This is a genomic window from Hyphobacterium indicum, assembly GCF_003129605.1.
Lineage (GTDB): Bacteria > Pseudomonadota > Alphaproteobacteria > Caulobacterales > Maricaulaceae > Hyphobacterium > Hyphobacterium indicum.
In genome coordinates, this window is record NZ_QBDX01000004.1 from 220,568 (window position 1) to 246,851 (window position 26,284).

General features: G+C 61.6%; 27 protein-coding genes. 10 read left to right on the forward strand and 17 right to left on the reverse strand.

The features are described from left to right. A complete protein-coding gene (locus tag DBR16_RS09065; RefSeq protein WP_109260942.1) occupies positions 1-429 on the forward strand; it encodes a DUF1801 domain-containing protein in 429 nt (142 codons plus the stop codon). Then, complete coding sequence (gene rnhA, locus DBR16_RS09070) at positions 429-875, forward strand: ribonuclease HI (protein WP_109260943.1); 447 nt, start codon at positions 429-431, stop codon at positions 873-875. Before DBR16_RS09065 ends, rnhA begins: the two co-directional genes overlap by 1 nt. Before the next feature lie 35 nt (positions 876-910). Here rnhA and DBR16_RS09075 read toward each other — a convergent pair whose 3' ends face one another. The 4 genes from DBR16_RS09075 to DBR16_RS09090 all read right to left on the reverse strand — a co-directional run bounded on the left by DBR16_RS09075 (position 911) and on the right by DBR16_RS09090 (position 3,490). Continuing rightward, positions 911-1,405 (reverse strand): hypothetical protein, encoded by a 495-nt coding sequence (locus DBR16_RS09075; RefSeq protein ID WP_109260944.1) that lies wholly within the window; start codon positions 1,403-1,405, stop codon positions 911-913. Positions 1,406-1,545: 140 nt separating this feature from the next. After that, positions 1,546-2,001 carry an NfeD family protein gene (locus DBR16_RS09080; protein ID WP_109260945.1) on the reverse strand — a complete coding sequence of 152 codons (456 nt, stop codon included), beginning with the start codon at positions 1,999-2,001 and terminating at the stop codon, positions 1,546-1,548. A 12-nt stretch (positions 2,002-2,013) separates the two neighbouring features. Then, positions 2,014-2,985 (reverse strand): SPFH domain-containing protein, encoded by a 972-nt coding sequence (locus DBR16_RS09085; protein ID WP_109260946.1) that lies wholly within the window; start codon positions 2,983-2,985, stop codon positions 2,014-2,016. A 22-nt stretch (positions 2,986-3,007) separates the two neighbouring features. Then, the gene (locus tag DBR16_RS09090) at positions 3,008-3,490 is read right to left on the reverse strand and encodes a peroxiredoxin (protein WP_109260947.1); all 483 of its coding nucleotides are present in this window, start codon (positions 3,488-3,490) and stop codon (positions 3,008-3,010) included. A 111-nt stretch (positions 3,491-3,601) separates the two neighbouring features. Here DBR16_RS09090 and DBR16_RS09095 point away from each other — a divergent pair, with 111 nt between their 5' ends. Then, on the forward strand, positions 3,602-4,168 hold the full coding sequence (locus DBR16_RS09095; RefSeq protein ID WP_109260948.1) for a YqgE/AlgH family protein: 567 nt from the start codon (positions 3,602-3,604) through the stop codon (positions 4,166-4,168). Positions 4,169-4,171: 3 nt separating this feature from the next. Here DBR16_RS09095 and DBR16_RS09100 read toward each other — a convergent pair whose 3' ends face one another. The 10 genes from DBR16_RS09100 to coxB all read right to left on the reverse strand — a co-directional run bounded on the left by DBR16_RS09100 (position 4,172) and on the right by coxB (position 12,289). Next, complete coding sequence (locus DBR16_RS09100; RefSeq protein ID WP_161539456.1) at positions 4,172-5,338, reverse strand: EAL domain-containing protein; 1,167 nt, start codon at positions 5,336-5,338, stop codon at positions 4,172-4,174. Further along, entirely contained in the window at positions 5,295-5,876 is a 582-nt protein-coding gene (locus DBR16_RS09105; RefSeq protein WP_109260950.1) for a GNAT family N-acetyltransferase, read from the reverse strand. The genes DBR16_RS09100 and DBR16_RS09105 overlap by 44 nt, the downstream gene beginning before the upstream one ends. 44 nt (positions 5,877-5,920) lie before the next feature. Further along, positions 5,921-6,607 carry an SURF1 family protein gene (locus tag DBR16_RS09110; protein WP_109260951.1) on the reverse strand — a complete coding sequence of 229 codons (687 nt, stop codon included), beginning with the start codon at positions 6,605-6,607 and terminating at the stop codon, positions 5,921-5,923. Between the two features lie 12 nt (positions 6,608-6,619). After that, positions 6,620-6,985, reverse strand: coding sequence for a DUF983 domain-containing protein (locus DBR16_RS14105; RefSeq protein WP_109260952.1), 366 nt, complete (start codon positions 6,983-6,985; stop codon positions 6,620-6,622). A 3-nt stretch (positions 6,986-6,988) separates the two neighbouring features. Further along, entirely contained in the window at positions 6,989-7,852 is an 864-nt protein-coding gene (locus DBR16_RS09120) for a cytochrome c oxidase subunit 3 (RefSeq protein WP_109260953.1), read from the reverse strand. Between the two features lie 72 nt (positions 7,853-7,924). Continuing rightward, on the reverse strand, positions 7,925-8,485 hold the full coding sequence (locus tag DBR16_RS09125; protein WP_199288383.1) for a cytochrome c oxidase assembly protein: 561 nt from the start codon (positions 8,483-8,485) through the stop codon (positions 7,925-7,927). Then, positions 8,478-8,738 carry a protoheme IX farnesyltransferase gene (locus tag DBR16_RS09130; RefSeq protein WP_109260955.1) on the reverse strand — a complete coding sequence of 87 codons (261 nt, stop codon included), beginning with the start codon at positions 8,736-8,738 and terminating at the stop codon, positions 8,478-8,480. The genes DBR16_RS09125 and DBR16_RS09130 overlap by 8 nt, the downstream gene beginning before the upstream one ends. After that, entirely contained in the window at positions 8,735-9,724 is a 990-nt protein-coding gene (locus DBR16_RS09135) for a heme o synthase (protein ID WP_109260956.1), read from the reverse strand. The genes DBR16_RS09130 and DBR16_RS09135 overlap by 4 nt, the downstream gene beginning before the upstream one ends. 55 nt (positions 9,725-9,779) lie before the next feature. Then, on the reverse strand, positions 9,780-11,429 hold the full coding sequence (ctaD, locus tag DBR16_RS09140; protein ID WP_109260957.1) for a cytochrome c oxidase subunit I: 1,650 nt from the start codon (positions 11,427-11,429) through the stop codon (positions 9,780-9,782). 11 nt (positions 11,430-11,440) lie between these two features. Next, complete coding sequence (gene coxB, locus DBR16_RS09145) at positions 11,441-12,289, reverse strand: cytochrome c oxidase subunit II (protein ID WP_109260958.1); 849 nt, start codon at positions 12,287-12,289, stop codon at positions 11,441-11,443. 234 nt (positions 12,290-12,523) lie between these two features. Between coxB and DBR16_RS09150 the strand changes: the two genes are divergently transcribed. From DBR16_RS09150 to DBR16_RS09165, 4 genes are all read left to right on the forward strand, one after another. Next, positions 12,524-13,078 carry a tetratricopeptide repeat protein gene (locus DBR16_RS09150; protein ID WP_161539457.1) on the forward strand — a complete coding sequence of 185 codons (555 nt, stop codon included), beginning with the start codon at positions 12,524-12,526 and terminating at the stop codon, positions 13,076-13,078. Positions 13,079-13,162: 84 nt separating this feature from the next. Beyond that, a complete protein-coding gene (gene tldD, locus DBR16_RS09155; protein WP_109260960.1) occupies positions 13,163-14,575 on the forward strand; it encodes a metalloprotease TldD in 1,413 nt (470 codons plus the stop codon). 114 nt (positions 14,576-14,689) lie between these two features. Next, positions 14,690-16,786, forward strand: coding sequence for a TonB-dependent receptor plug domain-containing protein (locus tag DBR16_RS09160; protein WP_109260961.1), 2,097 nt, complete (start codon positions 14,690-14,692; stop codon positions 16,784-16,786). A gap of 69 nt (positions 16,787-16,855) precedes the next feature. After that, positions 16,856-17,788 carry an aspartyl protease family protein gene (locus tag DBR16_RS09165; RefSeq protein ID WP_161539458.1) on the forward strand — a complete coding sequence of 311 codons (933 nt, stop codon included), beginning with the start codon at positions 16,856-16,858 and terminating at the stop codon, positions 17,786-17,788. A 75-nt stretch (positions 17,789-17,863) separates the two neighbouring features. Here DBR16_RS09165 and DBR16_RS09170 read toward each other — a convergent pair whose 3' ends face one another. The 3 genes from DBR16_RS09170 to DBR16_RS09180 form a co-directional block, all read right to left on the reverse strand. After that, positions 17,864-19,672, reverse strand: a complete 1,809-nt coding sequence (locus DBR16_RS09170) for a peptide MFS transporter (protein ID WP_233347708.1) — start codon at positions 19,670-19,672, stop codon at positions 17,864-17,866. A 93-nt stretch (positions 19,673-19,765) separates the two neighbouring features. Continuing rightward, positions 19,766-21,082 (reverse strand): glutamate--cysteine ligase, encoded by a 1,317-nt coding sequence (locus DBR16_RS09175; protein ID WP_109261820.1) that lies wholly within the window; start codon positions 21,080-21,082, stop codon positions 19,766-19,768. A gap of 129 nt (positions 21,083-21,211) precedes the next feature. Next, positions 21,212-21,958, reverse strand: coding sequence for a 16S rRNA (uracil(1498)-N(3))-methyltransferase (locus DBR16_RS09180; RefSeq protein ID WP_109260963.1), 747 nt, complete (start codon positions 21,956-21,958; stop codon positions 21,212-21,214). 100 nt (positions 21,959-22,058) lie between these two features. Between DBR16_RS09180 and ubiA the strand changes: the two genes are divergently transcribed. From ubiA to DBR16_RS09195, 3 genes are all read left to right on the forward strand, one after another. Next, on the forward strand, positions 22,059-22,967 hold the full coding sequence (gene ubiA, locus DBR16_RS09185) for a 4-hydroxybenzoate octaprenyltransferase (protein ID WP_233347711.1): 909 nt from the start codon (positions 22,059-22,061) through the stop codon (positions 22,965-22,967). Between the two features lie 72 nt (positions 22,968-23,039). Continuing rightward, complete coding sequence (locus DBR16_RS09190) at positions 23,040-24,464, forward strand: M16 family metallopeptidase (RefSeq protein WP_109260965.1); 1,425 nt, start codon at positions 23,040-23,042, stop codon at positions 24,462-24,464. A gap of 16 nt (positions 24,465-24,480) precedes the next feature. Continuing rightward, entirely contained in the window at positions 24,481-25,893 is a 1,413-nt protein-coding gene (locus tag DBR16_RS09195) for a M16 family metallopeptidase (protein ID WP_161539459.1), read from the forward strand. The last annotated feature ends 391 nt before the right edge of the window (positions 25,894-26,284 follow it).

Below are 26,284 nucleotides of genomic sequence, written 5' to 3' on the forward strand. Positions count from 1 at the left end.
ATGAGTGACAACAAGACCCGGCCAACCGCCCTCTCACCCCGGGACTACATCGCCTCGATCGAATCCGAACGGCGGCGCAGGGAAGGCGAAATCCTGCTCGACCTGTTTGAAAAAACCACGGGCTGGAAAGCCAGGATGTGGGGCCCGGCGATTATCGGATTCGGTGAGTATCACTACAAATACGAAAGCGGCCGCGAGGGCGATTTTCTGGCCACCGGCTTTTCGCCGCGCAAGGCCAAACTCTCCATCTACATCCTGCCCGGCTATTCGGATTATTCGCCGATCCTGGCCCGGCTGGGCAAGCACTCTCACGGCAAGTCATGCCTGTATATCAACAAGCTGGACGATATTGATCTTGATGTGCTCGCCGAGCTGATCACTGCCGGCCTTGCCGATCTGTCCCGGAAATACCCGGTGAAACCCAGCTAATGGGCATGATCACGATTCATACTGACGGAGCCTGTTCCGGCAATCCGGGGCCCGGCGGCTGGGGCGCGCTGCTGGAATGGAAAGGCCATGAAAAGGAACTCTATGGCGGCGAGGCCGAGACCACCAATAACCGGATGGAATTGATGGCGGCGATATGCGCGCTGGAAAGCCTGAAACGCCCGTCCACCGTCCGTCTGGTCACCGACAGCGTCTATGTCCGCGATGGCGTCACCAAATGGATTCACGGGTGGAAGAAGAATGGCTGGAAAACAGCCGCGAAAAAGCCGGTGAAGAACGAGGATTTATGGCGGCGGCTCGAAGAGGCTGCCCGCCGCCATGATGTCCGCTGGGACTGGATCAAGGGCCATTCCGGCGATCCCGGCAATGAACGCGCCGATGCCCTGGCCGTCAAAGGCCGGGACGAAGCCGGTGCCGGCCGGATATGAGGACCGGCACCGCAGTTTGATCGCCCGGCAGTCCGTCAGTTGCCCTCAACCCCGGCCATGCCGTCATCCGCGCCGGTTTCGGCGGGAGCGGTTTCAGCTACGCTGGCTTGCGCGGCGGCCTCGGCGGCACGGCGCAGGACGGCATCGCATTCCCGTCCCTCATAGAGACCGTTGAGATAATACCACCGGCGTTCAGCAATCACCTGGCGGGCCTCCTCTTCCTCGCGACGGCGCTGCGCTGCCCGGCCGAGCATGCCCCCCACGGCCCCGATTCCCGGTATGGCGCGGCCCACACCCGAATGCAGAGCGCCCTGCATGGCAAGGCCGGTCGCGGCATTGATCGCCTGCTCGCTTGCGAACACGCCACCTTCCGGTGCGCCGCCGAGAATTTCGGTGGCTTCATTGGCCGCCACGACAATTTCCGGACACGTCATCGCCGAATCGCCCAGCAGGATCACCTGGCTTTGCTGCGCTGCGGCCGCCCCGCTGGCCAGCAGGCAGACTGCGGCGATGGATAGTGACTTGGACATGATGAATTCCTCTCTGTTCACACCGTCAGCAGGAGGAATATGGAATCCCGGCCCGGAGCGGCATCCCCTGTTCAGGGGAGGCGGCGGGCCGCGCCGGGCGCGCAGGCCGGGCGTTCAGACCGTTGCAGGCCGGATCCGGCTCAGGCAGGTTTCACGATCAGACGTGTGCCGTCCAGCGCTGCAACGACAACATTGGCCCCTTCGGCCAGATCGGATCCGTCCGCGGTTTTCGCCGACCATTCCGTGTCGCCATGGCGGACCCGTCCGCGGCCTTCGGTGAAACCGCCGACCACCGTCACCCGTTCGCCGACCAGATAGGTCGCCCGGGTATTCAGCCCGCTTTCCGGCGCGCTTTTCAGGAGCGGCTTCACGAAACGGTCGCCGAGAATGAGGAAGATCACGCCGAAGACGGCAAAGCTGAGCAATTCCACGGGCCAGCCCACAAAGCTGGCCAGCAGGGCGGTGACAAGAGCAGCGGCCGCCGGCCACAATATATAGGTCGTGCCGGTCAGCACTTCGGAGACCAGCAGGATCGCGGCAAAGCCCAGCCACCACCAGATATTCAGGCTGTCCAGAGCTGTGAGGATGATATCCATGACCTTCCCTCCCTAGCCGGTTGGCGGAACGCTGCCGCGGTTCTGTTTGACGGCGCCCTCGGCGGCATCCTTGGCCGAATTGCGGGCTGCCTTGGCCAGCTCGCCGACCCCCATCACGGTCGAGACAATGTTCGAGAATTCCGCCGGAATGATCACGGTTTTCTGCTGATCGCTCTCGGCCAGCTTGCCGAAGGCCTCGACATATTTCTGGCCGAGGAAATAGTTGATCGCATTGAGATCGCCTTCGGCAATCGCCTTCGACACCATCTCGGTGGCCTTGGCTTCCGCTTCCGCCGCCCGTTCGCGGGCTTCGGCATCGCGGAACGCGGCTTCCTTGCGGCCCTCGGCTTCCAGGATCTGGGATTGTTTTTCGCCCTCGGCACGGAGAATTTCGGACTGCTTCTGGCCCTCAGCTTCCAGGATTTCCGCGCGCTTCAGGCGTTCGGCCTTCATCTGCCGTGCCATGGCCTCGGTAATGTCCGGCGGCGGCGACAGGTCCCGGATCTCGATCCGCGTCACCTTCACCCCCCAGGGATTGGTGGCCGCATCGATCACCGACAGCAGCCGGGCATTGATATCATCGCGGTTGGACAGCACCTGGTCGAGATCCATCGAGCCGACCACGGTCCGCACATTCGTCATCGCCAGATTGAGAATGGAAAAGTCGAGATTATCGACTTCATAGGCGGCCCGCGCCGCTTCCATCACCTGGATGAAGACCACGGCATCGACCGATACCATGGCATTGTCCTTGGTGATCACTTCCTGCTTGGGCACGTCCAGAACGCGCTCGCGCATATTGATCTTGTACCCGACCTTGTCGAAGAAGGGGATGATGAAGTGAAGGCCCGGGCCCATCTTCCGGGTGAAGCGGCCGAACCGCTCGAGCGTGTATTCCATGCTCTGCGGCACGACCTTGATGGTCGACGTGACCAGGACAAGCGCCAGAAGAACGACAACGCCGATAAAGATCAAAGTGCCCATGGGCCTTCACTCCTGTGTCAGATTAGAGCTGGCCGAGCATGTGTTCGGCACTGGAGGTGCGGAAATCGCCCGGCTCTTCCGTGTTCAGTATCTCGACCACTCCGTCCTTCACCAGCATGGAAAAGCGCTGCGAGCGTGTGCCCATGCCAAAGCCGCTGCCATCCATGGTCAGGCCCGTCGTCTTGGCGAAATCGCCATTGCCATCAGCGAGCATCACAATGTCGTCGCCGACGCCCTGATCCTTGCCCCAGGCATTCATGACAAACACATCGTTGACGGACACGCAGGCGATGTCATCAACACCCTTGGCCCGCAGCTCGGCGGCTTTTTCGACAAATCCCGGCAGATGCTTGGCCGAGCAGGTCGGCGTGAAAGCGCCGGGCACGGCAAACAGCGCCACCGTCTTGCCGGCGAAAACGTCGGACGTGCTTTTCTGGGAGGGGCCATCTTCCGTCATGATGCCGAACTTGACGTCGGGGAGGCGGTCACCTTTGGAAATCGTCATATTTCATGCTCCTCGCATTTTCTGTTATAATTCATGTCTGCCCGATCAAATCCCGCCTGAACAGCGGGAAATTGACTTTACCTGTCCCCGGATTCCGGCAAGCATACAGATATGGGCGAAGAAGGATATCTCACCGGCAAGCTGCTGATCGCAAGTCCTGCGATCGGCGATCCGCGATTCGATCGCGCCCTGATCTATGTCTGCGACCATGACGAGGACCACGCCATGGGCATCGCCATCAACAATCCGGTCGAGGATCTGCGCCTGCCCGCCCTGTTCGGGCAGCTCGGCATTGAAAGCGACATCATCCTGCCCGACCGTGCCGTGCTGAATGGCGGACCGGTCGATGGCGATCGCGGTTTCGTCCTGCATACACCGGACTTTGCCCATGACAGCGCCACCATGCGGGTCTCGGGTAATATCTGCCTGACAGCGACGCGCGAGGTGCTGGATGCGATGGCGTCCGATCACCCGCCGCGGCAGGCCGTTCTGGCGCTCGGCTATGCCGGCTGGGGGCCGGGCCAGCTGGAGGACGAGTTACAGGCCAGCGCCTGGCTCGTGGCCGACCCGGAAGAGGGTCTGATCTTCGATGACCGTTTCGACGACAAATGGGAGCGGGCCCTGCAACAGATCGGCGTCGACCCCGCGCGGCTGTCCGCTATTTCCGGCCACGCCTGAGCCTCAGCCCAGTGGCGATATGATCCGCCCCGGCAGGCCGGATCTTACGATCTCCGCGGCCAGTTCCGGAGCCACCGCGCCGGCAAAGCGGAAGCCCTGACCGAAATCGCACCCCATGGCCGCGAGCTGATCGGCGGTCTCGGCCGACTCAATGCCTTCGGCGACCACGGTCATGCCGTAATGCTTTGCCAGCTGCAGCACGGATTCGACAACTTTGGCCGCACTCGCCGAAGCCGACATGGCGCGGACGAAATAGCGGTCGATCTTGACCGTATCGAAGCTGAATTCATCAAGCCGGGACAGCGAGGAATAACCGGTGCCGAAATCATCCAGCGCAATCTGTATGCCCGCGGCTTTCAGCTCCGCAATCACCGCCGCCGCCCGGTCCGGCTCGCGCATGATCTCGGTTTCGGCGATTTCCAGCTTGTAGGTGCCCGCCCGCAGCCCGGCCTTGGTGACAGCGGCGATCAACCGGTCTGTAAACCCGTCAGCCAGCAGCTCGCCGACACTGGCATTGGCCGCCATGAACAGCGGAGCCCCGGACGCTGACCGGCGCCAGGCGGCCAGATCGCGCGCCGCGGTCTCGCGGACCTGATCGCCAATCCGGCCCAGAAGGTCGAGATCATCGGCCAGCGCCAGAAAATCATCCGGCCCGATAATGCCCACGCCTGGCCGGTCCCATCGCGCCAGCGCCTCAAACCCGGCCAGCCGGCCCGTCTCGAGCGCGATGATCGGCTGGTAATGGGCCAGGATTTCACCGTCCTCGACGGCGTCGGTGACGCGTGTTTCCCGGTCAAGCTGATCGCGGGCGTCAATGGAAAACCGGCCGGCCGGCAGGATGAGTCCGGTCAGGCTTTCATCGCCCGCGCGCGAACCGATAAAGCGCAGATAGCGGACCGCGCCCTCCTCGCCGACCATGCGCACGCGCAGATCGATATCGCCGGAGACCAGCGCAGCGGTGAAATCCTCGCGGTCGCCGGGCGCCAGCATGTCGATGATATCATCCATCCGGTAATCCGGCTTCAACAGCCCGATCTCGCCAACCGGACCGGAAAAATGCGCCCGGTCCAGATCAAGCGAAAACGCAACGGCTCCGGTCGCCCTTGCGGCGCGGCTGAACAGGGCGTCATCCACGGATCGGATCTCCGGCCAGCAGCGCCAGCCTGTCATGATCCCGCCATTCGCCGGCAATGAACAGGAGCCGCCGCGCCAGCCCCTCATGCTGGAACCCGATCTCTTCCAGCAGGGCACGCGACACGGTATTCGCCGGCTGCACCGCGGCCTCGATACGGTTCAAATGCAATTCACTGAAGGCAAAGGCCAGGACGCGGCGGACAGCCTGCCGCGCATAGCCCTGACGCACATAGGGCGCGCCGATCCAGTAGCCGATATCTGCCGACTGCATCACACCGCGTTTGATATTGTTGAGATTGCAGGCCCCGATCAGAAGATTGCCCCGCTTGCGGATCACGAAGAAAGGCGCGCCGCGCCCCTCCTTCCAGTCCAGATCATACCGCCGTAACCGGCCGCGATAGGCGGTGCGCGTCAGCTCGTCTTCGGTCCAGGACGGCTCCCACGGCTCGGTATGGCGGCGGCTGGCCGCGCGCAGCTTCGCCCAGGCCTCGTAATCCTCGGCGCGCGGGGCCCTGAGCACCAGATCACGGGTTTCCAGCTCAATGGTGGGAGAATCATCGCGCCACAGCGCCATAGGTCAGCCTCATGCTCGTCGATGATCTGTATACACCAAACCCGCTAACGCCGGGTGAAACGCAACCGCCCGGCCTGCACATGCATCAGCAGATAGACAGCCACAAGACCGATGGCCAGCCCCCACCAGGTGAGCGCATAGCCCAGATGCTGACCTGGCGGCACATTGGCCAGATGCGGCGGCAAGCCGTTTTCCGCCTCGATCAGCCACGCCTCCCCGGTCATCGGCCGGCCGCCAAGCGCAGACGACAGCGAATCCGGTTCGAAGCGGAAGAATTCACCGGTTTCCGGATTGTTGGCGGCATCGAACAGGCCCGCTTCCGGCGGCCGGGCAAACACCAGCGTCGACGGTGCCGGCAGCACCGCGCCCTCGAAGGTTTCAAATCCGGTCTGCACCAGCATGTAGTCCCCGGCCGCCGGATCAAAGCAGGCGGGCACCTCCAGGGGCGACATCAGCCGCCAGCCCAGCTCCCCCGATGCCGACCGGCCATGAAACCGGATCTGCGCGGAGTCAACGCCCTCGGGCGGGCGGATATCGATGCCGGTAAAGCTGGCCCGGATATCACAGAGCGCGGCCTGCCAGTCGAGCACTTCCCCGCCCTGCCGGGCCTCCCAGGCGGCAATCGCATCGGCCTTTTCCGCCATACGCCCGAATTGCCAGCTGCCCAGCCAGATCAACAAGGCCAGCGCAGGAATGAAAAGGAGAGTCAGAATGGGAAGCGGGCGGAACATCAGCGCCTCGCATCAGTGGTCGTCATTGAAGCGTGCTTCTTCGGCTGCATGCTTGAACTGCAGGGCAAACAATATGCCCTTGCACGGCCGCAGCAGGAGCAGGCAGAGCGCCACTGTTACCGGCAGCCATACCACCATATGCACCCAGAGCGGCGGGCCAACCGCGACTTCAAAAAGCAGCGCCAGAAACACCACCGGAAAGCCGACAATCGACATCACGAAGAACGCCGGACCGTCCCCCGCATCCGCAAAGCCGTAATCCAGATCACAGGCGCTGCAGGACGGCGCGATCGTCAGAAAGCCGGAAAACATCGCCCCCTCCCCGCATCGCGGGCAGCGGCCTTTTGCGCCCGCGAGGAAGGGGGAGACGGCGGTCATGTCCTACTGGAAGGTGACGTAGACGAAAGCGAACAGGAACAGCCAGACCACGTCCACGAAGTGCCAGTACCAGGCGGCGGCCTCGAGGCCGAAATGCTTCTGCGGAGTCATGCCGCCCATCAACAGACGGATCAGGCAGACCGCCAGGAAGATCGTCCCGATGACAACGTGCGCCCCGTGGAAGCCCGTCGCCATGAAGAAGGTCGCGCCATAGAGGTTGCCATCGAACGCGAAGTGCGCGTGGCTATACTCATAGATCTGGACCGCGGTGAAGCTCATGCCGAGCAGCACGGTCAGGATCAGGCCCTGGATGGCCCCCTTGCGGTCGCCATGTTGCAGCGCATGGTGCGCCCAGGTCACCGTCGTGCCCGAGAGCAGCAGGATCAGCGTGTTTATCAGCGGCAGATGCCAGGGATCAAACGTCTCGACACCCGGCGGCGGCCAGCTTTCCCAGCCAGCGAAATCGGCTCCGATGGCAATCGCATCCCAGCTCTCGCCAGCCCGCAATTCGTGGAAAAGTGCGCCTTCGAAGAACACCCAGAACCAGGCCACGAAGAACATGATTTCCGACACGATGAACAGGATCATGCCATAGCGCAGGCCGATATCGACCACCGGCGTGTGATCACCGGCGCGTGATTCCTTGATCACATCGCCCCACCAGCCGAACATCACATAGAAGATGCCCAGCAGGCCGGTGAAGAACAGCCAGGGCTGACCTTCGCCAAGGAAGAAATTGCCCTCTGCAAGGCCCTTCATCCAGACGACAGCGCCCAGCATCATGATAAAGGCGAACAGTGAACCGACAACCGGCCATGGGCTCGGATTGACGAGGTGGTAATCGTGTTTGACGGCGTGACCGGCCATGTCCTGTCTCCTGCGAGTCGTCCCCGGACGAATTTCAAATCCTGATACAGGCCGCCGGGGGAAGGATCAATGCTATGGTGCCGCTTCGCGGCGACCTGTCGCGCCGGCGCCGTCGGCATCCTGTTCGAAAAAGGTGTAGGACAATGTGATGGTGCGCACATCATCCATGCGTCTTTCCTCGTCAATCAACGGATCAACGAAGAACAAGACAGGCATTTCAATGCTTTCGCCCGGCTGCAAGGTCTGCTCGGTAAAGCAGAAACATTCCAGTTTGGAAAAATAGGGAGCGGCCTTGAAGGGTGTGACATTATAGGTCGCCATGCCGGTCACGGGCTGGTCCGAATTATTGGTCGCCCGGTAGAAGGCCAGCGATGTTTCGCCAACATTCACCGTCATGGACGTCTGCACAGGTTCGAACGTCCAGGGCAGGCCGCGTTCCATGCTGGAATCAAACCGGACTTCCACCGTGCGTTCGAGCACCGAACCGGCTTCCGCGGTCGCTACCTGTGTCGTGCCGCCATATCCGGTGATCTGGCAGAACAGATTGTACAGCGGCACCGCGGCATAGGCGGCACCGACCATGGCCACCGCGACACCGGACAGCGTCACCAAGAGGCGGGTATTCTTATTCATCGTAACCGGCCTCCTCTCCTGCCGGAGCATTTGCATCCTGTTCCATCACAGCGTCCTGCCGTGCAGCCAGATTCTGGGTCAGGCGGATGGCCGTAATGGAAAAGATCAGCACCATGAAAGCCACCAGCGACAAGGCAATCATCACATTGCGGCGCTTGCGCGCCTTGATGAAGTCCTGCTGCGTCGGCGCATTGCCTGCCGGTTCCGTAGCGCCGCTGCCTTCAGTTTCACCGGCTACCGGATCATCACTCACAGCACACCTCCCAGCGGAGTCGCGATATAGGCGCCCATGGCATGTTCGGCGATGAGCGCGGCAAACAGCGTGGCCAGATATCCGATGGAATAGGCGAACAGGTCGCGCGCGGCCTTGTCACCGGCCCGCACGGCATAGAGCGCGCCCTCCTCGGCGGATCCGGCTTCTCCGGCGCGCGAATCAAAAATCCGCCACGCCAGGATGATGAAGACCGCGCCCCCCAGGAAAGCCGCCAGCCCGTAGAGCACGCCGCCGAGGCCGGTCAGCACCGGGGCCAGCGCAAACGGCGTCAGGATCAGCGAATAGATCAGGATTTCCAGCCGCGTCCGTTTGGCTCCCTTGGCCACCGGCATCATGGGCACGCCGGCATCGGCATAATCGCCGGCCTTGTAGAGCGCCAGCGCCCAGGAGTGCGGCGGCGTCCACAAAAAGATGATGGCAAACAGGATCACCGCATCCATCGACACACTGCCCGTGGCGATCACCCAGCCGATCATTGGCGGGAAGGCCCCGGCGGCACCGCCGATGACGATATTCTGCGGCGTCCGCCGCTTCAGGATCATGGTGTAAATGACCGCGTAGAAGAAAATCGAGAAGGCCAGCAGCGCCGCGGCAAACAGGTTCGCGGCCAGTGTCATCAGCACGATCGAGATGGCGGCGGTGACAATGCCGAAACCATAGGCATCTTCCTGCCGGACCTTGCCCAGCGGCACCGGGCGGAGCCGTGTCCGCCGCATGCGCCGGTCGATATCGGCATCATAGGCCATGTTCAGGGCACCGGCCGCGCCCGCCCCCATCGCCAAAGCGAGAATGGCGATGGCCGCCATGACGGGATGCAGGGAGTCCGGCGCCGCGATATAGCCGGCGAAAGCTGTGAACACGACCAGCGTCATCACCCGCGGCTTCATCAGCGAGAGATAGTCCCGCCATTCAGCGGGTCTGGACGAGACAAGCTCCGTCAGGGCGATATCGCTTCGCGTTTCCATGTTCTCAATCAGTTGCGGTTGGGGCGGAAGTTTCCCTCCGCCCCTGACCTGTGTCCTAGTGACTGTCCGACTTCACCACCGGCAGTTCATTGAACTGGTGGAAAGGCGGCGGAGAGGACAGCGTCCACTCCAGCGTCGTGGCGCCTTCGCCCCACGGATTGGCCACGCCCTTGCGGCGGCGCAGGAAGATGTCGGCCAGCATGACGAAGAAGACCACTGTCCCGACCAGGGTGACGACATAGCCGATCGACGAGACCTGGTTCCAGAGGGCATAGCCATCCGCATAATCCGGCACCCGCCGCTGCATCCCCTGGAGCCCCAGGAAGTGCTGCGGGAAGAAGATCAGATTGACGCCGATAAAGGTGATCCAGAAGTGCAGCTGTCCGAGGACTTCTGAATACTGATAGCCGCTCATTTTCTCGATCCAGTAGTAGAAACCGGCGAAAATGGCGAAGATCGCACCCAGCGACAGCACATAGTGGAAGTGTGCCACCACATAATAGGTGTCGTGCAGATAGGCGTCGACACCGGCATTGGCGAGCATCACACCGGTCACACCGCCCACGGTGAACAGGAAGATGAAACCGATCGCCCAGACCATCGGCACCTTGAACTCGATCGAGCCGCCCCACATGGTCGCAATCCACGAGAAGATCTTGATGCCGGTCGGCACCGCAATGATCATGGTGGCCGCCACGAAATAGGCCTTCAGGTCAACGTCCATTCCCACCGTGTACATGTGGTGCGCCCAGACGATGAAACCGATGAAACCGATCGAGACCATGGCATAGGCCATGCCGAGATAGCCGAAGACCGGCTTGCGCGAGAAGGTCGACACGATGTGGCTGATCATGCCGAAGCCCGGCAGGATCATGATGTAGACTTCCGGGTGTCCGAAGAACCAGAACAGGTGCTGGAACATCACCGGATCGCCGCCACCGGCCGGGTCAAAGAAGGTGGTGCCGAAATTGCGGTCCGTCAGCAGCATGGTGATCGCCCCGGCCAGAACCGGCAGCGACAACAGCAGCAGGAAGGCCGTGATCAGCATCGACCAGACAAACAGCGGCATCTTGTGCATGGTCATGCCCGGCGCACGCATGTTGAAAATCGTGGTGATGAAGTTGATCGCACCGAGAATGGACGAGGCCCCGGCCAGGTGCAGCGACAGGATTGCCAGATCCATTGACGGTCCGGGGTGTCCGCTGGTCGAGAGCGGCGGATAGATCACCCAGCCCCCGCCAAAGCCGTTTCCGGCACCGGACCCCGGCACGAAAATCGAGAGCAGCAGCAGCGCGAAGGCAAACGGCAACAGCCAGAAGGAGATGTTGTTCATCCGCGGGAAGGCCATGTCCGGCGCACCGATCTGGATCGGGACAAACCAGTTTCCGAAGCCGCCGATCAGGGCCGGCATCACCACGAAGAAGACCATGATCAGCCCGTGGCCGGTGATGAACACATTATAGGAGTGCTCGTTCGCGGCCAGCGCACCCAGAAGCGATGTGCCGTCAAAGACCTGGATGCCCGGCTCCGCCAGTTCCCAGCGGATGACACCTGACATCGCAAAGCCGATGACGCCCGCCACGATCGCGAACACCAGATACATCGTGCCGATGTCCTTGTGGTTCGTCGAGAACAGCCAGCGGCGCGGATCCCAGATGCTGGGCGAGTGGTCGTGATCGTCGTGTTGTACTGCAGCGTCTGACATATCTCTTCTCCTCAGCGCGAGGCCATCCGGGTCTCACGGACACCGGCTTGGTATTCAGCTATCATCGTCCGGCCGGCATCGATGTCCTCGGCAGCGGCCGCCGCCCAGGCATCAAAGACATCGCGCGGAACGACATGTATCTCGATCGGCATGTAGGCGTGACGCAGACCGCAGATCTCCGAGCACTGGCCGAAATACACGCCCGGCTGCTCCGCACGGAACCAGGTCTCGTTCAAGCGGCCCGGAATGGCGTCGATCTTGACGCCGAAATTCGGCATCGCCCACGAATGGATCACGTCGGCAGCGGTCACATTCAGCCGCACATTCGCATCGACCGGAACCACCAGCGGATAATCGGTCGACAGCAGGCGGAACTGGCCGGCAGCGGGATCGATCTCCTCGTCCGGGATCATGTTGGCGTAGAACTCGCCAATGCCCAGATCGGCGTATTCATAACCCCAATACCACTGATACCCGGTGGCCTTGATCGTCAGCTCCGCTTCCGGGACGACGTCCTGAAGATACAGGAGCCGGAAGGACGGGATCGCGATCACGACGAGGATCAGGACCGGCACCGCCGTCCAGATAATCTCGATCAGCGTATTGTGGCTGTTCTTGGAGGGCGTGGGATTGGCGCGGCGATTATACCGGACCATCACATACAACAGCAACACCATCACCAGGATGACGATGGCCGTGATGATGTACATGACGAGTGTATGGAAATCGACGACCGACTCCATCACGGGTGTGACGGCCTCGCGGATGCCGATGGCATCCGGCGTCGGAGCTCCGGGCTGGGCGGCAGAGGCCGCAGCAAGGCCGGTCCAGATGGCGAGTAACGCGGTTAGAAATCGCATGGCTTCCCCAAATAATTGTTTTTCCGCGAGTAGCCCCCTCGCGGGTTGAGCCGGAATATAGAGCGCCGGATCAAGCCTGTCAGGCCGCTATCAGCGCTTTTTTGTCGCATACGTGCCTCTACCCGGAATGTCGATGAAAAACATCCGCATAATTCAGTATTTTCCAAATTGACGGCATTCTGCTAGTTTATGGATCTGCCCTGGATCAGGGTCCGCACATGGAGGGTGCAGGCGATGAAAAAGCTGGCAATCGGAATTCTGGCCACCTGCCTTCTGGCCGGCACGGCGACCGCGCAATCGCTAATGGTGATTGGCGATAGCCCGGCGTCGCAATGTTTTGACAATGCCCGCTGGGCCCGGGCCTATCCATCCTCGCTGGACGCCTGTGATACCGCCCTCGCCGCTTCGGATCTGCCGCTGCGCGACCGTCAGCGGACCTGGGTGAATCGTGCCGTTATCAATCTGCATCTCGGTGAGCCCGAAGGCGCCCTCCACGATCTGGATCAGGCCGTCCGCCTCGGTTTTGACTCGCCCGAGATCGAGATGAACCGGTCGGCTGCCCTGATTCGCCTGTCGCGCTTCGAGGAAGCCATTGAAGCTGCCACGCTGGCGCTGGAAGGCGGATTGCGCGATTCGGAGAAAGCCTATTTCAACCGCGCCGTCGCATATGAACGCCTCGGCCGGATCGCCGAAGCCTATGATGATTTCCGGGCCGCCCGGGCCGCGGCGCCGAACTGGGCCGCCCCGCGCGAGCAATTGGCGCGCTTCAGCGTTTCCCGCGGCAGCTGACCGGCCTCACCTTCAACAGTTACAAGGCTCGCAACCGGAGCGCCGCACAGCTATGTCTGTTTCATGGCTTGCAGGAGTACGGACATGTCGAGCGATCCTTTCGCACCGTTTCAGTTTGATGCCGATGCGGCGCGTTCCGTCATTGCAGACCCCTTGAGCGGCGCCGACGACGGGGAACTCTTCCTCGAACACGGCACCTCGGAAACCCTGGTGTTCGATGATGGCCGCCTGAAAACCGCTTCTTTCGACGCGCTCCGCGGTTTCGGACTCCGCTGCGTGTCCGGTGAAGCCTCCGGCTATGCCCATTCCAGCGATCCGACCCTGGACGCGCTGAAACGCGCTGCCGCGACAGTCGGCGCGGCACGGGAAGGCCGCAATGGCACATTTGCCGAGGCACCGGCCGGCACGAACCGCCATCTCTACGATGCCATCGACCCGGTCAACGAGCCCGGATTCGAGGCCAAATCGGCGCTCCTCCAGGAGATTGACGCCTATTTGCGTGCCCGCGATCCTTCCGTGGTCCAGGTGTCTGCCTCCATTGCCGGCTCGCGCCGGATTGTCGGCATCCTGCGTCCGGATGGCGATCTGAAAACCGATGACCGCCCGCTGGTGCGGCTGAATGTGTCCGTCACGGTCGAACGCGATGGCCGCCGCGAATCCGGGTCCGCCGGGGCCGGCGGGCGCGATGTCTTCGAAGCCTGGATCGCGCCGGACAGCTGGAAAGCGCTCGCCGACGAGGCCTTGAGGATTGCCCGGGTCAATCTCGATGCCGTCGATATCAAGGCCGGGCAGATGGATGTGGTGCTCGGACCGGGTTGGCCCGCCGTGCTGCTGCACGAGGCCGTGGGCCACGGGCTGGAGGGGGATTTCAACCGCAAGGGCACATCCGCCTTTGCCGGCCGCATGGGCCAGCAAGTCGCGTCCAAGGGCGTCACCGTCGTCGACGATGGCACGATGGAAAAACGCCGCGGCTCGCTGACAATCGACGATGAAGGCACGCCGACCGAACGCACCGTGCTGATCGAGGACGGCATCCTGGTCGGATATATGCAGGATCGCCAGAATGCCCGGCTGATGGGAATGCCGGCCACCGGCAATGGCCGCCGCGAATCCTATGCCCATACGCCCATGCCGCGCATGACCAATACCTATATGCTGGCAGGAGACCATGAGCCGGCCGAGATGCTGGAAAGCCTGGATGACGGGCTCTATGCGGTCGGCTTTGGCGGCGGACAGGTCGACATCACCTCCGGCAAATTCGTCTTTCAGTGCACCGAAGCCTACCGCGTCCGCAACGGCAGGGTGGAGGAACCGGTCAAGGGCGCAACCCTGATCGGCGATGGCCCGACTGCCCTGACCAAAGTCTCGATGATCGGCAATGATTTCTCGATGGATCCCGGCGTGGGTGTCTGCGGCAAGGCCGGCCAGGGCGTGCCCGTCGGCGTGGGCCAGCCCTCGCTGAAAATCGCCGGCCTGACCGTCGGCGGGGCCGGCTGATCACGCCATCTCGCGTTTTGGTGATTGAAATTACGGTCATTTAATCCCGCCAGCCGCGAATATCTCTAGATTGCAACCCACCGGGCTTTGGGGGCCTGACAGGGGAAGATCTTCATGCGAGGGAGATTTGCGGCCTGCGCGTCTGCGCTGGCTCTGGGCCTGTTTGCCGCCACGGCAAATGCCCAGGAAAACACCACCCATTCCGGTGAAAACCCAAGTTCGGCGATTGTCGGCTTCGGCACCGACTTCTTCACATCCTTCAATCCGGTCACCGCACTGGACATGGTCAGCCGCATTCCGGGCTTTTCCCTGTCCGGCGGAGATACCGAGCGCCGCGGACTGGCCGATTCCTTCGGCAATCTGCTGGTTGACGGGCGGCGGCCCTCGAACAAGACGATCTCGCTCGAAACCGTGCTGCAGCGGATCAATGCCGCAGATGTCGAGCGGGTCGAGCTGATCCGCGAACCCGTACCGCAATACGAAATGCGCGGCCATGCCAGGCTGGTGAATGTCGTGCTGCGCGAGGGCGCCGGCTCGTCCGGTTCATGGTCGGCGCGGGTCAATCATTTTGACGGCGGGCGAATCGGCGGTGTCACTGAGATCGCATACGCCACGCGGCTGGGCGAAACCGATCTGAATATCGGCCTCGAATCCATTTTGCGCGGCCCCCGCATCCGGCGCCGCGAATCGCTCTTTGACGGGGCTGGTGCGCAAACCGAGGCGCGCGACGAGAATGAGCAGCGCCGCTATTGGGAACATGTTGCGACCGCTTCCCTGGCCCGCCAGCTCGGCGAGGACACACGTCTGCAACTGGATGGCCGGTTTTTCTTCTGGGAATGGCGGCGGCATCAGAATTCCTTCGTCGACGGCTTTGCCGGCGGCACGGTCTTCCCGCTTCGCTATGAACAGTCAGCGACCACGAATTACGGTCAGGGCGGATCGTTCACCGGCACACTGAACCATGATTTCAGTGACCGGCTCTCATCCACGACGACACTCCTGTGGCGGCGCGAATTCTGGGATGATGGTCCGGAGCCGTTCGAAACCTTCGATCCCGTGAATTTTGTCGACGCCGTCATCTTTACGGCGAATGCCTACACTTCAGAAACCGTGCTCCGTCAGAGCCTGAATTATACCGTGAATGACCGCCACACCGTCGAGTTCGGGGCGGAAGCCGCGATCAACTGGCGCGACACATCGCTGAGCCTGCAGCTCGATGACGGCAACAGCGTCACGCCGATTCCTGTCCCCGTCGCCGATACTCGCGTCGAGGAACGCCGCGCGGAGGCCTTCATCAATCATGTCTGGGCCATCAATGACGTGGTCAATCTGGAATCCGGCATCCGCTTCGAGGCGTCCGAAATCGAGCAGACTGGCGACACCCGGCAATCGCGGACATTCTCTTACCCGAAACCGTCCATAGCCCTGACCTGGCAGGCCCGTCCGGATACCAGCATCCGAATCGCCGGACGCCGTGATGTCGACCAGCTCAACTTCGGGAAATTCGCAAGCTCTGTGGATGTCGCCGACAATAACGCCGTCGTCGGCAATCCCGACTATGAACCCCAGCGCACCTGGACACTGGAAGCCGAAGCCGAACGCCGGATCGGCGAAGGTGGCTCGGTCACCTTCCGCATCGGTCAGGACTGGATTGAAGGCGTTGATGATTTTATCTCGATTGTCACACCCAATGGGGTCTTCGATGCGCCGGGCAATATCGGCGATGGCACGATCTTCCGCCTGACCGGCGAATTTTCAATGCCGCTCGACTCGATCGGTCTTTCCAATGCCGTGCTCGATGGGTTTCTGGAATGGTATGACACGGACATCTACGACACGCTGACACAGCAGCAACGCCATCTGTCGAACTTTCGGGAGTGGGAATTGCGCCTGGACTACCGCCAGACTTTCCCGGCGCTCGACCTCGCCTGGGGATGGGACTATTTCTGGCTCTCGGACGGCGAGGTGTTCCGCGCCCGCGAATACCGGCTCGAAGGCCATACCGACGGCGATCTCGATATTTATGTCGAGACCACGCGCTGGGCCGGGCTGACGGCCCGTCTCGGCATCGACCAGGCGCTCGATAACGGGTTTTCGCGGCAACGTGTCTTCTACAACGGGTCCCGCGCGCTGAATGTGATCGACGCCACCGAATACCAGAATCGCCGCGAAGGGCCGCTGATCTATCTGCAGCTTCGCGGCACCTTCTGAACCGCTAACGCTTTTGTGTTTTCCAGTTGACCAGAGGCCCGCCTAAGCATGGACGCAAAAGGGAGAGTTATGTCCATTCGTACAATGATATCTGCGGCCGCTCTCAGCCTGACGGCCTGGGGAATGGCCGGGGCCGATGATGCACTCGAACTCCGCCAATCCTATGCCGGACATTATGTCCTGCCGACCATGGTGGGCGATCGCGGCCCCTTCCCCTTCATTCTCGACACCGGTGCCAATCACACGGCCATCCTTGAACTGCTCGCGCACCAGCTGGATCTGTCGCTGCGGGACGGGGTTCCGGACACGCTCTATGGTCTGACCGGCTCGAATGCCACCGTCATTCTCGGGGTTGCCGCGCTGGATTTCGGGGCCGGCCCCGCGCCGGTCGAGCGGGCCGTGACGATAGATGCCGATGTCAATGCCGATCTGGTGGCTTTCGGCATTATCGGGACAGATGCCTTCCGCGGCCAGCGTCTCGAAATCGACCTGACGGAATATGTGATCCGGGTCGATCCGGATGCGCCATGGGATCTGGATGAACTCGAAGGCCGGATCTCGCGCAATGGCATGTTGCTCGCCCGGGGCACGGTGAGCGGCATCGAAACCACCTTCATGATCGATACCGGCGCGACCCGCAGCTTCATCAACCGCGCGCTCGCAGAAGAAGTCATGACCGGCCGTCAGATGCAGCGTGTCGAAGTGTTCGGCATGGGCCCGCAAGGCGGCAATGCCGGCGAGGTGGGCATCGGCACCGTGCGCTTCACCGGCCTGTGTCATCGCAATGTCAGGGCGCTGGCGAGCGATTTTCCGATCTTTGAAACGCTGGATCTGGCCGATGAGCCGGCCATGATCGTCGGCCTGGACCTGCTCGACCAGGGCGTGATCCGGATCGACTTTACCAACGGTGTTTTCACCATCGACAGCTCCGCGGCCTGCCGGCGGCGGTCGTCCAGCCTGCTCGACCGCAATCTCATCTATGACCGCTGGGGCGATGACTGAGCCCCGTTCCGGATAAGAAAAAACCGCCGCGGAACCCGGTTCCGCGGCGGTTTGGTTTCCGCTCTCAATAAAGCGTCACGGGGCTCCGGACGAACGGTCCATGGACGGACCTCCCGCTTCGGTATCCTCCGGATGCGGTGTCATCGTGCCGTCTGCATCGCCCATCAGCTTCTTGATGATCGGTGAGATCAGCAACATGCCGACCGCAATCGCCATCGCGATCAAACCAACCTGCGTATAGACCGCCGTATAGGTGGCCTTGGCCGCTTCCACATCGGTCAGCTGCCCGCCAATGGTTTCCGCGCCCGTTGACGAGGCAATGATCCCCGCAAGGAAGTTGGACAGGCCGGAATAGAGGAACCAGGCCCCCATCGTCATGCCCACCACGCGCGCCGGGGCCAGCTTGGTGACCGCCGACAGGCCGACCGGCGACAGCATCAACTCGCCCATCGTGTGAACAAAGTAGATGAGGAATATGAAGTAAACGGCTGTCATCCCCGCCGTGCCGCTGACATTCATGCCCAGCACCAGTGCCAGAAATCCGAGACCGACGAGGAAAACGCCGAAGGCGAATTTCACCGGCGTCGACGGATTCATCCGCCGCTTGGCGAGATAGATCCACAGCCAGGCGATCAGCGGCGCGAAGATGAATATGAAAGCCGCATTCAGGCTCTGGAAGACCGGTGCCGGCACCGACCAGCCAAACATGGTGCGGTCAACAAGCCGGTCGGTAAACAGGTTCAGCGAGGAGCCGGCCTGTTCAAACAGCGCCCAGAACGGGATCTGAGCCAGCACGAAATAGATCGCGGCGAACATCTGACCGCGTTCCTGGCCGGCCGTCTTGGTGAAAGCGTAAATCACCAGGAAAGCCAGCATGATCAGGCCGAGCGGACCCAGAATGCCGCCCATATATTGCGGGTTCATCACCGCCAGCATGGAAATGCCGATAATCGCCAGTCCCGCCAGATAGCAGGCCCATTCCACATTGACCGGGCCGAAGACCTTCTTTTTCAGCTTCTCGGCATCCGGCGGATCGGCACGGCCCTCCAGCCATCCCTGGAAGAACAGGAAGGTCAGCAAACCGACCAGCATGCCCACACCCGCGAGCCCGAAGCCCCACGCCCAGCCATAGACAATGCCGATAATCCCGACCGTGATCGAGGACAGGAAGGACCCCAGATTGATGCCCATATAGAACAGGGTGAAACCGGAATCCCGGCGCGTATCGCCCAGCCCGTAAAGCGTGCCGACAATGGTCGAGATATTGGCTTTCAGAAAGCCCACACCGGCAATGATCAGGGCCAGCGCGAAATAGAGGATATTGACGTATAATTCTTCCTGCTCGATCCGGGTCATGTCGCCGGAAAACTCGATCTGCGCGGGAAGACCGACCGCCGCCGGGTCGTCCACGATCATGACGCTGCCCTGGTTTTCAAACCGGATGACGGACTGGCCGGAATCTGAAATGACGATCTGGTTGGCATCGCCGCCGCGGCCATCCAGTGTCAGCTGGTATTCCGCGCCTTCATACGTCATGATTTCGCGGGAGCCGGCGCCTTCAAAGGCCATCATGCCGTGACCCAGAACGAGGAGAATCGCCCCGTAGGTCACCGCTTTTCTTTGCCCCAGATAACGGTCGGCGAGCGTGCCGCCGATGATCGTCATCACATAGACCAGCGCCGTATAGGCACCATAGATCAGGGTCGAGCGCTCATCCGAGAACAGGAAGTGCTGTGTCAGATAGATGATCAGCAGGCCGCGCATTCCGTAATAGGAAAAGCGTTCCCACATCTCGGTGAAAAACAGGATGGCCAGCCCTTTCGGGTGGCCGAAGAAACTGGTGTCCTGCGATGCAGGCGTTACCGAAGCCGTTGTATCAGTCAAAAAAACCTCCCCGATTCCGGCATGCGCCGGGTGTCGGGCGGCACTTGACCACGGCGTTAACCACAGAACAAGCCGGGTCCTGTCACGAAACTGTCAGTAAGCGCATTCGCGGAAAGCGGGATCGACCGAATACTCCCATCCGGAATGATAGCGCTGCAGGAGTTCGCGCGCCGGACTGCGGCCGCTAGCGGCAATCGCGTCCAGCTCGTCCAGGAAGATGGTTTCATTCTCGCCATGCCCGTTCGGACGGCCGCGCGCCCGCAATCCGTCCCGGGAAATGGCCAGCACATCCTTGGCAATGTCCTGCAGAGTCCGGTCGCGGAAGGGCGCATGCAGCGCCAACTTCGCGGCTCCACGGCGCAAATCCTCGCGTTCTTCGGCGGTCCAGTCCCGGACCAGATTCCACGCCGCATCCAGCGACGCGTCATCATAGAGAATACCCGTCCAGAAGGCCGGCAACGCACACAGCCGGTTCCAGGGACCGCCATCCGCGCCGCGCATTTCTAGAAAGGTTTTCAGCCGCACTTCGGGGAAGATGGTCGACAGGTGATCGTCGAAATCCTCCATGGTCGGGCGCTCGCCCGGCAACACCGGCAGCTTTCCGGCGAGGAAATCGCGGAAGCTCAGCCCCGTGGCATCGATAAACTCGCCCTTGCGTTTGACGAAATACATCGGCACGTCCAGCGCATATTCGACATAGCGCTCGAAACCCATCCCGTCCTCGAACACGAAGGGCAGCATGCCGGTGCGGTTGTTGTCCGTGTCGGTCCAGATATGCGCCCGGTAGGACATGAAGCCGTTCGGCTTGCCTTCGGTGAAGGGCGAATTGGCGAACAGCGCGGTTGCTACCGGCTGCAGCGCCAGCGAGACGCGGAACATCTTCACCATCGTCGCTTCGCTGTCGAAATCGAGATTCACCTGCACCGTGCAGGAGCGGAACATCATCTGATGCCCCAGCGTGCCGACCTTGGGCATGTAGGCTTTCATCAGGCCATAGCGGCCCTTCGGCATCATCGGCGTTTCTTCAAGCGTCCATTTCGGCGAAAAACCCAGCCCCAGAAAGCCGGCCCCGATTTCATCGGCCACGGCGCGCACTTCGCGCAGATGCGAATTCACTTCCGCACAGGTCTGGTGGACGGTTTCCAGCGGCGCGCCTGACAGTTCAAACTGCCCGCCCGGTTCCAGGCTGACGCTGGCACCCTCGCGCTTCAGGGCAATCGGCTTGCCCTTTTCCAGCACGGGCTCCCAGCCGAACCGCGTCAGGCCTTCCAGCATCTTGCGCACGGTCGGGCCGTCGCCTTCATAGGGCAAGGGGCCGTGATCGCTCAGACGGAAGCCGAATTTCTCGTGCTCGGTGCCGATGCGCCACCGGTCCTTGGGCTTGCAGCCCGTGGCCAGATGGTCCGCCATCTCGCTGATGGTTTCGATGACCGGCCCCTGGCCGCCGTCTGAATAGGATCCGCTCAAAAGCTTGCCGCTCCCCTTGCCCTTTTCGCCTAGGTAGTCAGCCGGTATGCGTCCGGCAAGGCGGAACACGCATTAATCACGCGCTTGTGCGTGCCCGGCCCAGTCCCCGCAACCGCTTTGCCAGAGCGTCAGGGCCGCCGCCACAGCCGTATCCGCCCGCAATATGCGCGGCCCGAGGCTGACCGGCATTGCGGCAGGCAGGCGGCGGATGCGGTCACGCTCTTCGGGTGTGAACCCGCCTTCCGGCCCGATCAGTATGGCGGCCTTGCTGGCGCCGCGGCCCCGCAATGCCTCTGCCATCGGCGGCGCTTCCCCCGCCTCGTCGCAAAAGATCAGGACGCGGTCAGCCGGCCATCCATTGAGAACGGCGTCCAGTTTTTCAGCTTCAAAAATCTCCGGCAGGTCAAAACGCTCGGTCTGCTCGGCCGCTTCCCGTGCCAGCGCCGCCAGCCGGTCGATTCGCACCTTGTCGGCAATGGTCCGCCGGGTCAGCACCGGGCGGATCCGGCGCACGCCGAGTTCCGTGGCTTTTTCCACAATGAAATCGGTCCGCGCTTTCTTGACCGGCGCGAACAGCAGATCGAGATCCGGGACGCCCTGCGCAGCGCGCAGCTTTTCTTCGGGCCGCAGGATCGTGCCCTTGCGGTCGGCTGTCAGGATGACGGCGCGCCATTCCCCGTCCTGGGCATTGAAAAGCCTGACACTATCACCGGCCTGACGGCGCATGACGGAGACCAGGTAATGGCTCTCATCGCGGCCGAGCCTGATCTCGTCCGAAGCGCGCAGCGGATCGCCGTAGTATAGGCGCGGGTCTGTCATGCCTTGCCGGTACGCATGTGCAGCTGCGGCGTCAACTCTCTTGCCCGGCTTTGCCGGATCAGGGCAGATTGGGCGCATGGTTATGCAATCGGATCGGCGGGTGGCAGACAGCCTCCCGAAAAGCTGGGTGGATCATGCCCCGGACCGGTTCCGGCCGTTCCTGCGGCTCGCCCGCTATGACCGGCCCGTGGGGTTCTGGCTGCTGGCGATTCCCTGCTGGACCGGTCTGCTGCTCGCCCGTCTCGGCAGCGGCCTTGCCCCGCAATGGAGTGATCTCGGCCTGGCCGTATTATTCGCCATCGGCGCCATCGCCATGCGCGGCGCCGGCTGCACCTATAACGATATCGTGGACCGCGATCTCGACCGCCGCGTCGCGCGCACCGCAGACCGGCCGCTGGCGGCGGGCACGATCTCTGTCCGTTCGGCCTGGCTGTTCCTGCTGGCCCAATGCCTCACCGGCTTTGTCATCCTGATGCAATTGCCGCCGCTGGCCATCTGGATGGCACTCGGATCGCTGGTGCTGGTCGCCGCCTATCCGTTCATGAAGCGGATCACCTGGTGGCCGCAGGCCTGGCTGGGGCTGACTTTCAACTGGGGTGTGCTGGTCGGATATGCCGCCATTGCCGGCCGGATCGATGCGCCCATGCTGCTCCTCTATGCGTCCAGCGTGTTCTGGACGATCGGCTATGACACCATCTATGCCTGTCAGGACAGGGAGGATGACGCGCTTGTCGGCGTCAAGTCCACGGCCCGGGCCCTGCAGGCTCATCTGCATCTCTGGCTGTGGGGGTTTTACGGGCTCACCGCAGCGCTTGCCGCCCTCGCGGGCGTACTCGCCGGAGCGCCTGTGTGGTTCGCGCTGGCCCTCCTGCCTTTCACGTTTCACCTGTTCGACCAGATCCGCAAGGTCGATCCGGAAGACGGGCGGGCCTGCCTGGCCGTGTTCAGAAGCAACCGGACAACCGGCCTCCTGCTGGCAGCGGCCTTTCTTGTCTGTTCGTTCATTTGACCTTTGCCGCGCAACGTGGCGGGATAGCGTGAAACTTGCGCCAGAAGCGGCGCGAATTGAGGGAGGCGATTTATGGTAAACCGGCTATTGGCCGTATTGGGAGCCGCTGCGCTGTTTGCCTGCAGCGAACCGGTGACCCCACCGGACACCGATACCACGACGGACCACACACAGACCGACAGCACCGTTTCGGGCATTCAGCTGGATGTGCAATATCACACGCTGGACAATGGCTTGCGGGTCGTCCTGTCGCGCGATGCCTCGGTGCCGACCGCGACCGTGGCGGTCTATTACGGCGTCGGTTTCCGCAACGAGCCGCGCGGCCGCACCGGATTTGCCCACCTTTTCGAGCATCTGATGTTCGAGGGGTCGGAAAACCTTCCCGGCGGCACGATGACCAATCTCATCTATAATGCCGGCGGCGTTCAGAACGGCTCGACGCGTTTCGATTTCACCAACTATTTCGAGGTCGTGCCGCGGAATGCGCTGGAAGCCGTCATCTGGGCCGAAGCCGACCGCATGGCGCGCCCCATCATTGACGAGGAAAACCTGGCCGCCCAGGGCGGGGTCGTCGAAAACGAAGTGCTGGTGAATGTCATCAACCAGCCCTATGGCGGCTGGATCTGGATCGATCTGCCCATGCTGGCCAATGAAAACTGGCACAATGCGCACAATTTCTATGGCGATCTGGAGGATCTCCGGGCCGCAACGCTGGACGATGTCCAGGCCTTCTTCGACACCTATTACGCCGTCAACAACGCCGTGATCGTCGTCGTCGGCGACATTGACTATGACGAGACGCTCGGCTGGATCGAGGCCAATTTCGGCAATATCGAACCCGGCCCGCCCCTGCCGGAGATCGACATTTCCGAACCGCGCCAGGAAGAAGAGAAATTCGGCGAGATCTATGACCGTCTCGCCCCGCAACCGGCGCTCGGCTTCGGCTATCACATGCCGGAACGCGGCACGCCGGAATACTATGCCATGGCGGTGCTCGACCAGATTCTGGTCCAGGGCGATGACAGCCTCTTGAACCAGCGTATCGTCAATGAGGAAGGCTATGCCTCGAGCGTCTTTGGCGGCATCAACCTTCTTGGCAACATGTATAATTACAATGGCCCGATGCTCTGGTCCGCCGGCATGATCCATGGCGATGAATACGACCATGAAGTGATCATGGGCGATGTCGATGAGGTCATTGAGGGCCTGCGCACCGAAGAGATCAGCCAGGAACAGCTGGACCGGGCGATCACGAAATTGCGGTCGCAATTCTACAATATTGTCGATTCCTCCTCGCGCTTCGGCCTGGCCGATCTGCTCGCGGTGTTCGCCATGTTCGATGATGATCCCACGCGCATCAACCGCATCGAGGAAGGCTTTGATCAGGTCACACCGGAACTCGTTCTGGCGACCGCGCAGGAATATCTGCGTCCCACCAACCGATCGGTGCTGCGGGTCATTCCTGACCCGGACGGCACGATGAGCGGCGAAGAGTGATCTGGAGGATATGACGATGTTGAGATCAAACACCATTCTGATGGCAGCCGCCGCCGCGCTCCTCACGGCCGCGCCGGTTTTCTCGCAAGCCCTGCCGCGCCCGGACATCGGGCCTGCTCCGGACTTCGAGCTGCCCGAAACCACCACCATCGAACTCGATAACGGCCTCGAGATCACCTTCATCGATTTCGGCCTCGCGCCGAAGGTGAATATCTCGGTCCAGGTCCTCGCCGGAAACGTCTTTGATGGCGAAAACACCTATATGGCCGATGTCGTCGGCGCCATGATGGAAGAAGGCGCAGGCGGGGAATCCCCGGAGTCCATCGCACGCGCCTTTGCCTCCATGGGCGGAGACATGAATGTCGGCGTCGGCATGCACACGACCGGCTTCTCGGCCAACGTCCTGTCCGAATTCGGTCCCGACGCCATCGCCCGGATGGCCACCGTCATCCGTCAGCCCGATTTTCCGGAATCCGAATTCAACCGCATTCTGCAATCGCAGATCCGCAATATGACCGTCGCCCGCTCACAGCCGGGCCCGGTCGCATCCGAAGCCTATGCCGCCCTGCTCTATGGGGAGGGCCACCCCTATGGTCAGGGCCTGCCCGATGTCGGCCAGATGGATTCCTACACGCTGGACCAGGTGCGTGAATTCTATGATGCGAATTACGGCGCCGCCCGGACCCGCATCTATGTGGCCGGCCGGTTCGACCATGCCGCCATGGAAGCTGCGATCCGTGACGCGTTCGGAGACTGGGAAGCCGGTCCCGAACCCGACGTTCCGCCAGCAGAAATCCGCGGCGGTCCTGTGGTTCAGCTGATCGACCGGCCCGGCGCGCCCCAGGCCACGGTGCGGCTGGGCTATCCGGTGGCACCGATCGGCACCGAAGACGCCTACCGGATGACGGTGATGAATGCGATCCTCGGCGGCTCTTTCACCTCCCGCCTCACCAGCAATCTGCGCGAGGAACATGGCTGGACCTATTCACCGGGATCGGGCGTCACCAACCGCCTGGGCTCGTCCTACTGGACCTTCAATGCGGACATCAGCACGCCCAATACGGTCGAGGCTTTTGCCGAGATTTTCAGCGAGATCCAGACGCTGCAGCTGACTCCGCCGGACGAGGAAGAAGCCGGCGGCATGCGCAACTGGCTCTCCGGCCTCTTCATCTTGCAGAATGCCTCGACGGGCGGGCTTATCGCCCAGATCTCCAACCGCGATTTCTTCGGCCTGCCGGATGATTATCTCGAAACCTATGTCGACCGGATCAATTCGGTATCGAATGGCGACATATCGGCTGTTGCATCGGAATATCTGCAACCCGGTCAGATGGTCGTCGTCGTGGTCGGCGATCTCGCCACCATCGGGGAAGGCCTGCAGGCTTTCCCGCAATTTGCCGATGCCGAATTCATCATCGATGAAGAATAGGCAGACTTGACCGAGAGAAGGGCCGGGCTCAAAAAAAGCCCGGCCCTTCTTTTCTTGCGGAACCCTGCGGGGAATCAGATGCAACCAAGGTTAAGTCGGGTCAGCATTTTGACATAAATCATAACCCAAATCCATCATGTGATCGCGTATACTTGAATTCATAACGTCTATTTCATATTGATCTTCCTGATTATTTTTCAAATAAAAATATATTGTCATTTCATGCTCATATAATCCGTTAACAGCAGTAACAAACATGTTATCGTTCCATGCATTTATTACGTTAATGTTGTGGGTCCCGGAAGGATTGACGTGCCGGGAGGCACCCATGCTATTATTTCTTAGAAAATCGAATAGCTCTGTGGAAAAATTGTCGGCACTCTCGACTGTA

Coding starts and splice junctions, on each gene's coding strand:
- ctaD (WP_109260957.1), bottom strand. CDS start 11,429: ATGTCAGACGCTGCAGTACAACACGACGATCACGACCACTCGCCCAGC.
- DBR16_RS09090 (WP_109260947.1), bottom strand. CDS start 3,490: ATGACGATTTCCAAAGGTGACCGCCTCCCCGACGTCAAGTTCGGCATC.
- DBR16_RS09085 (WP_109260946.1), bottom strand. CDS start 2,985: ATGGGCACTTTGATCTTTATCGGCGTTGTCGTTCTTCTGGCGCTTGTC.
- DBR16_RS09190 (WP_109260965.1), top strand. CDS start 23,040: ATGGTAAACCGGCTATTGGCCGTATTGGGAGCCGCTGCGCTGTTTGCC.
- DBR16_RS09120 (WP_109260953.1), bottom strand. CDS start 7,852: ATGGCCGGTCACGCCGTCAAACACGATTACCACCTCGTCAATCCGAGC.
- DBR16_RS09080 (WP_109260945.1), bottom strand. CDS start 2,001: ATGGATATCATCCTCACAGCTCTGGACAGCCTGAATATCTGGTGGTGG.
- DBR16_RS09150 (WP_161539457.1), top strand. CDS start 12,524: ATGAAAAAGCTGGCAATCGGAATTCTGGCCACCTGCCTTCTGGCCGGC.
- DBR16_RS09100 (WP_161539456.1), bottom strand. CDS start 5,338: ATGACAGGCTGGCGCTGCTGGCCGGAGATCCGATCCGTGGATGACGCC.
- coxB (WP_109260958.1), bottom strand. CDS start 12,289: ATGCGATTTCTAACCGCGTTACTCGCCATCTGGACCGGCCTTGCTGCG.
- DBR16_RS09125 (WP_199288383.1), bottom strand. CDS start 8,485: ATGAATAAGAATACCCGCCTCTTGGTGACGCTGTCCGGTGTCGCGGTG.
- DBR16_RS09195 (WP_161539459.1), top strand. CDS start 24,481: ATGTTGAGATCAAACACCATTCTGATGGCAGCCGCCGCCGCGCTCCTC.
- DBR16_RS09075 (WP_109260944.1), bottom strand. CDS start 1,405: ATGTCCAAGTCACTATCCATCGCCGCAGTCTGCCTGCTGGCCAGCGGG.
- DBR16_RS14105 (WP_109260952.1), bottom strand. CDS start 6,985: ATGACCGCCGTCTCCCCCTTCCTCGCGGGCGCAAAAGGCCGCTGCCCG.
- DBR16_RS09160 (WP_109260961.1), top strand. CDS start 14,690: ATGCGAGGGAGATTTGCGGCCTGCGCGTCTGCGCTGGCTCTGGGCCTG.
- DBR16_RS09175 (WP_109261820.1), bottom strand. CDS start 21,082: ATGGCGGACCATCTGGCCACGGGCTGCAAGCCCAAGGACCGGTGGCGC.
- rnhA (WP_109260943.1), top strand. CDS start 429: ATGGGCATGATCACGATTCATACTGACGGAGCCTGTTCCGGCAATCCG.
- DBR16_RS09180 (WP_109260963.1), bottom strand. CDS start 21,958: ATGACAGACCCGCGCCTATACTACGGCGATCCGCTGCGCGCTTCGGAC.
- DBR16_RS09165 (WP_161539458.1), top strand. CDS start 16,856: ATGTCCATTCGTACAATGATATCTGCGGCCGCTCTCAGCCTGACGGCC.
- DBR16_RS09135 (WP_109260956.1), bottom strand. CDS start 9,724: ATGGAAACGCGAAGCGATATCGCCCTGACGGAGCTTGTCTCGTCCAGA.
- DBR16_RS09095 (WP_109260948.1), top strand. CDS start 3,602: ATGGGCGAAGAAGGATATCTCACCGGCAAGCTGCTGATCGCAAGTCCT.
- DBR16_RS09110 (WP_109260951.1), bottom strand. CDS start 6,607: ATGTTCCGCCCGCTTCCCATTCTGACTCTCCTTTTCATTCCTGCGCTG.
- tldD (WP_109260960.1), top strand. CDS start 13,163: ATGTCGAGCGATCCTTTCGCACCGTTTCAGTTTGATGCCGATGCGGCG.
- DBR16_RS09105 (WP_109260950.1), bottom strand. CDS start 5,876: ATGGCGCTGTGGCGCGATGATTCTCCCACCATTGAGCTGGAAACCCGT.
- DBR16_RS09065 (WP_109260942.1), top strand. CDS start 1: ATGAGTGACAACAAGACCCGGCCAACCGCCCTCTCACCCCGGGACTAC.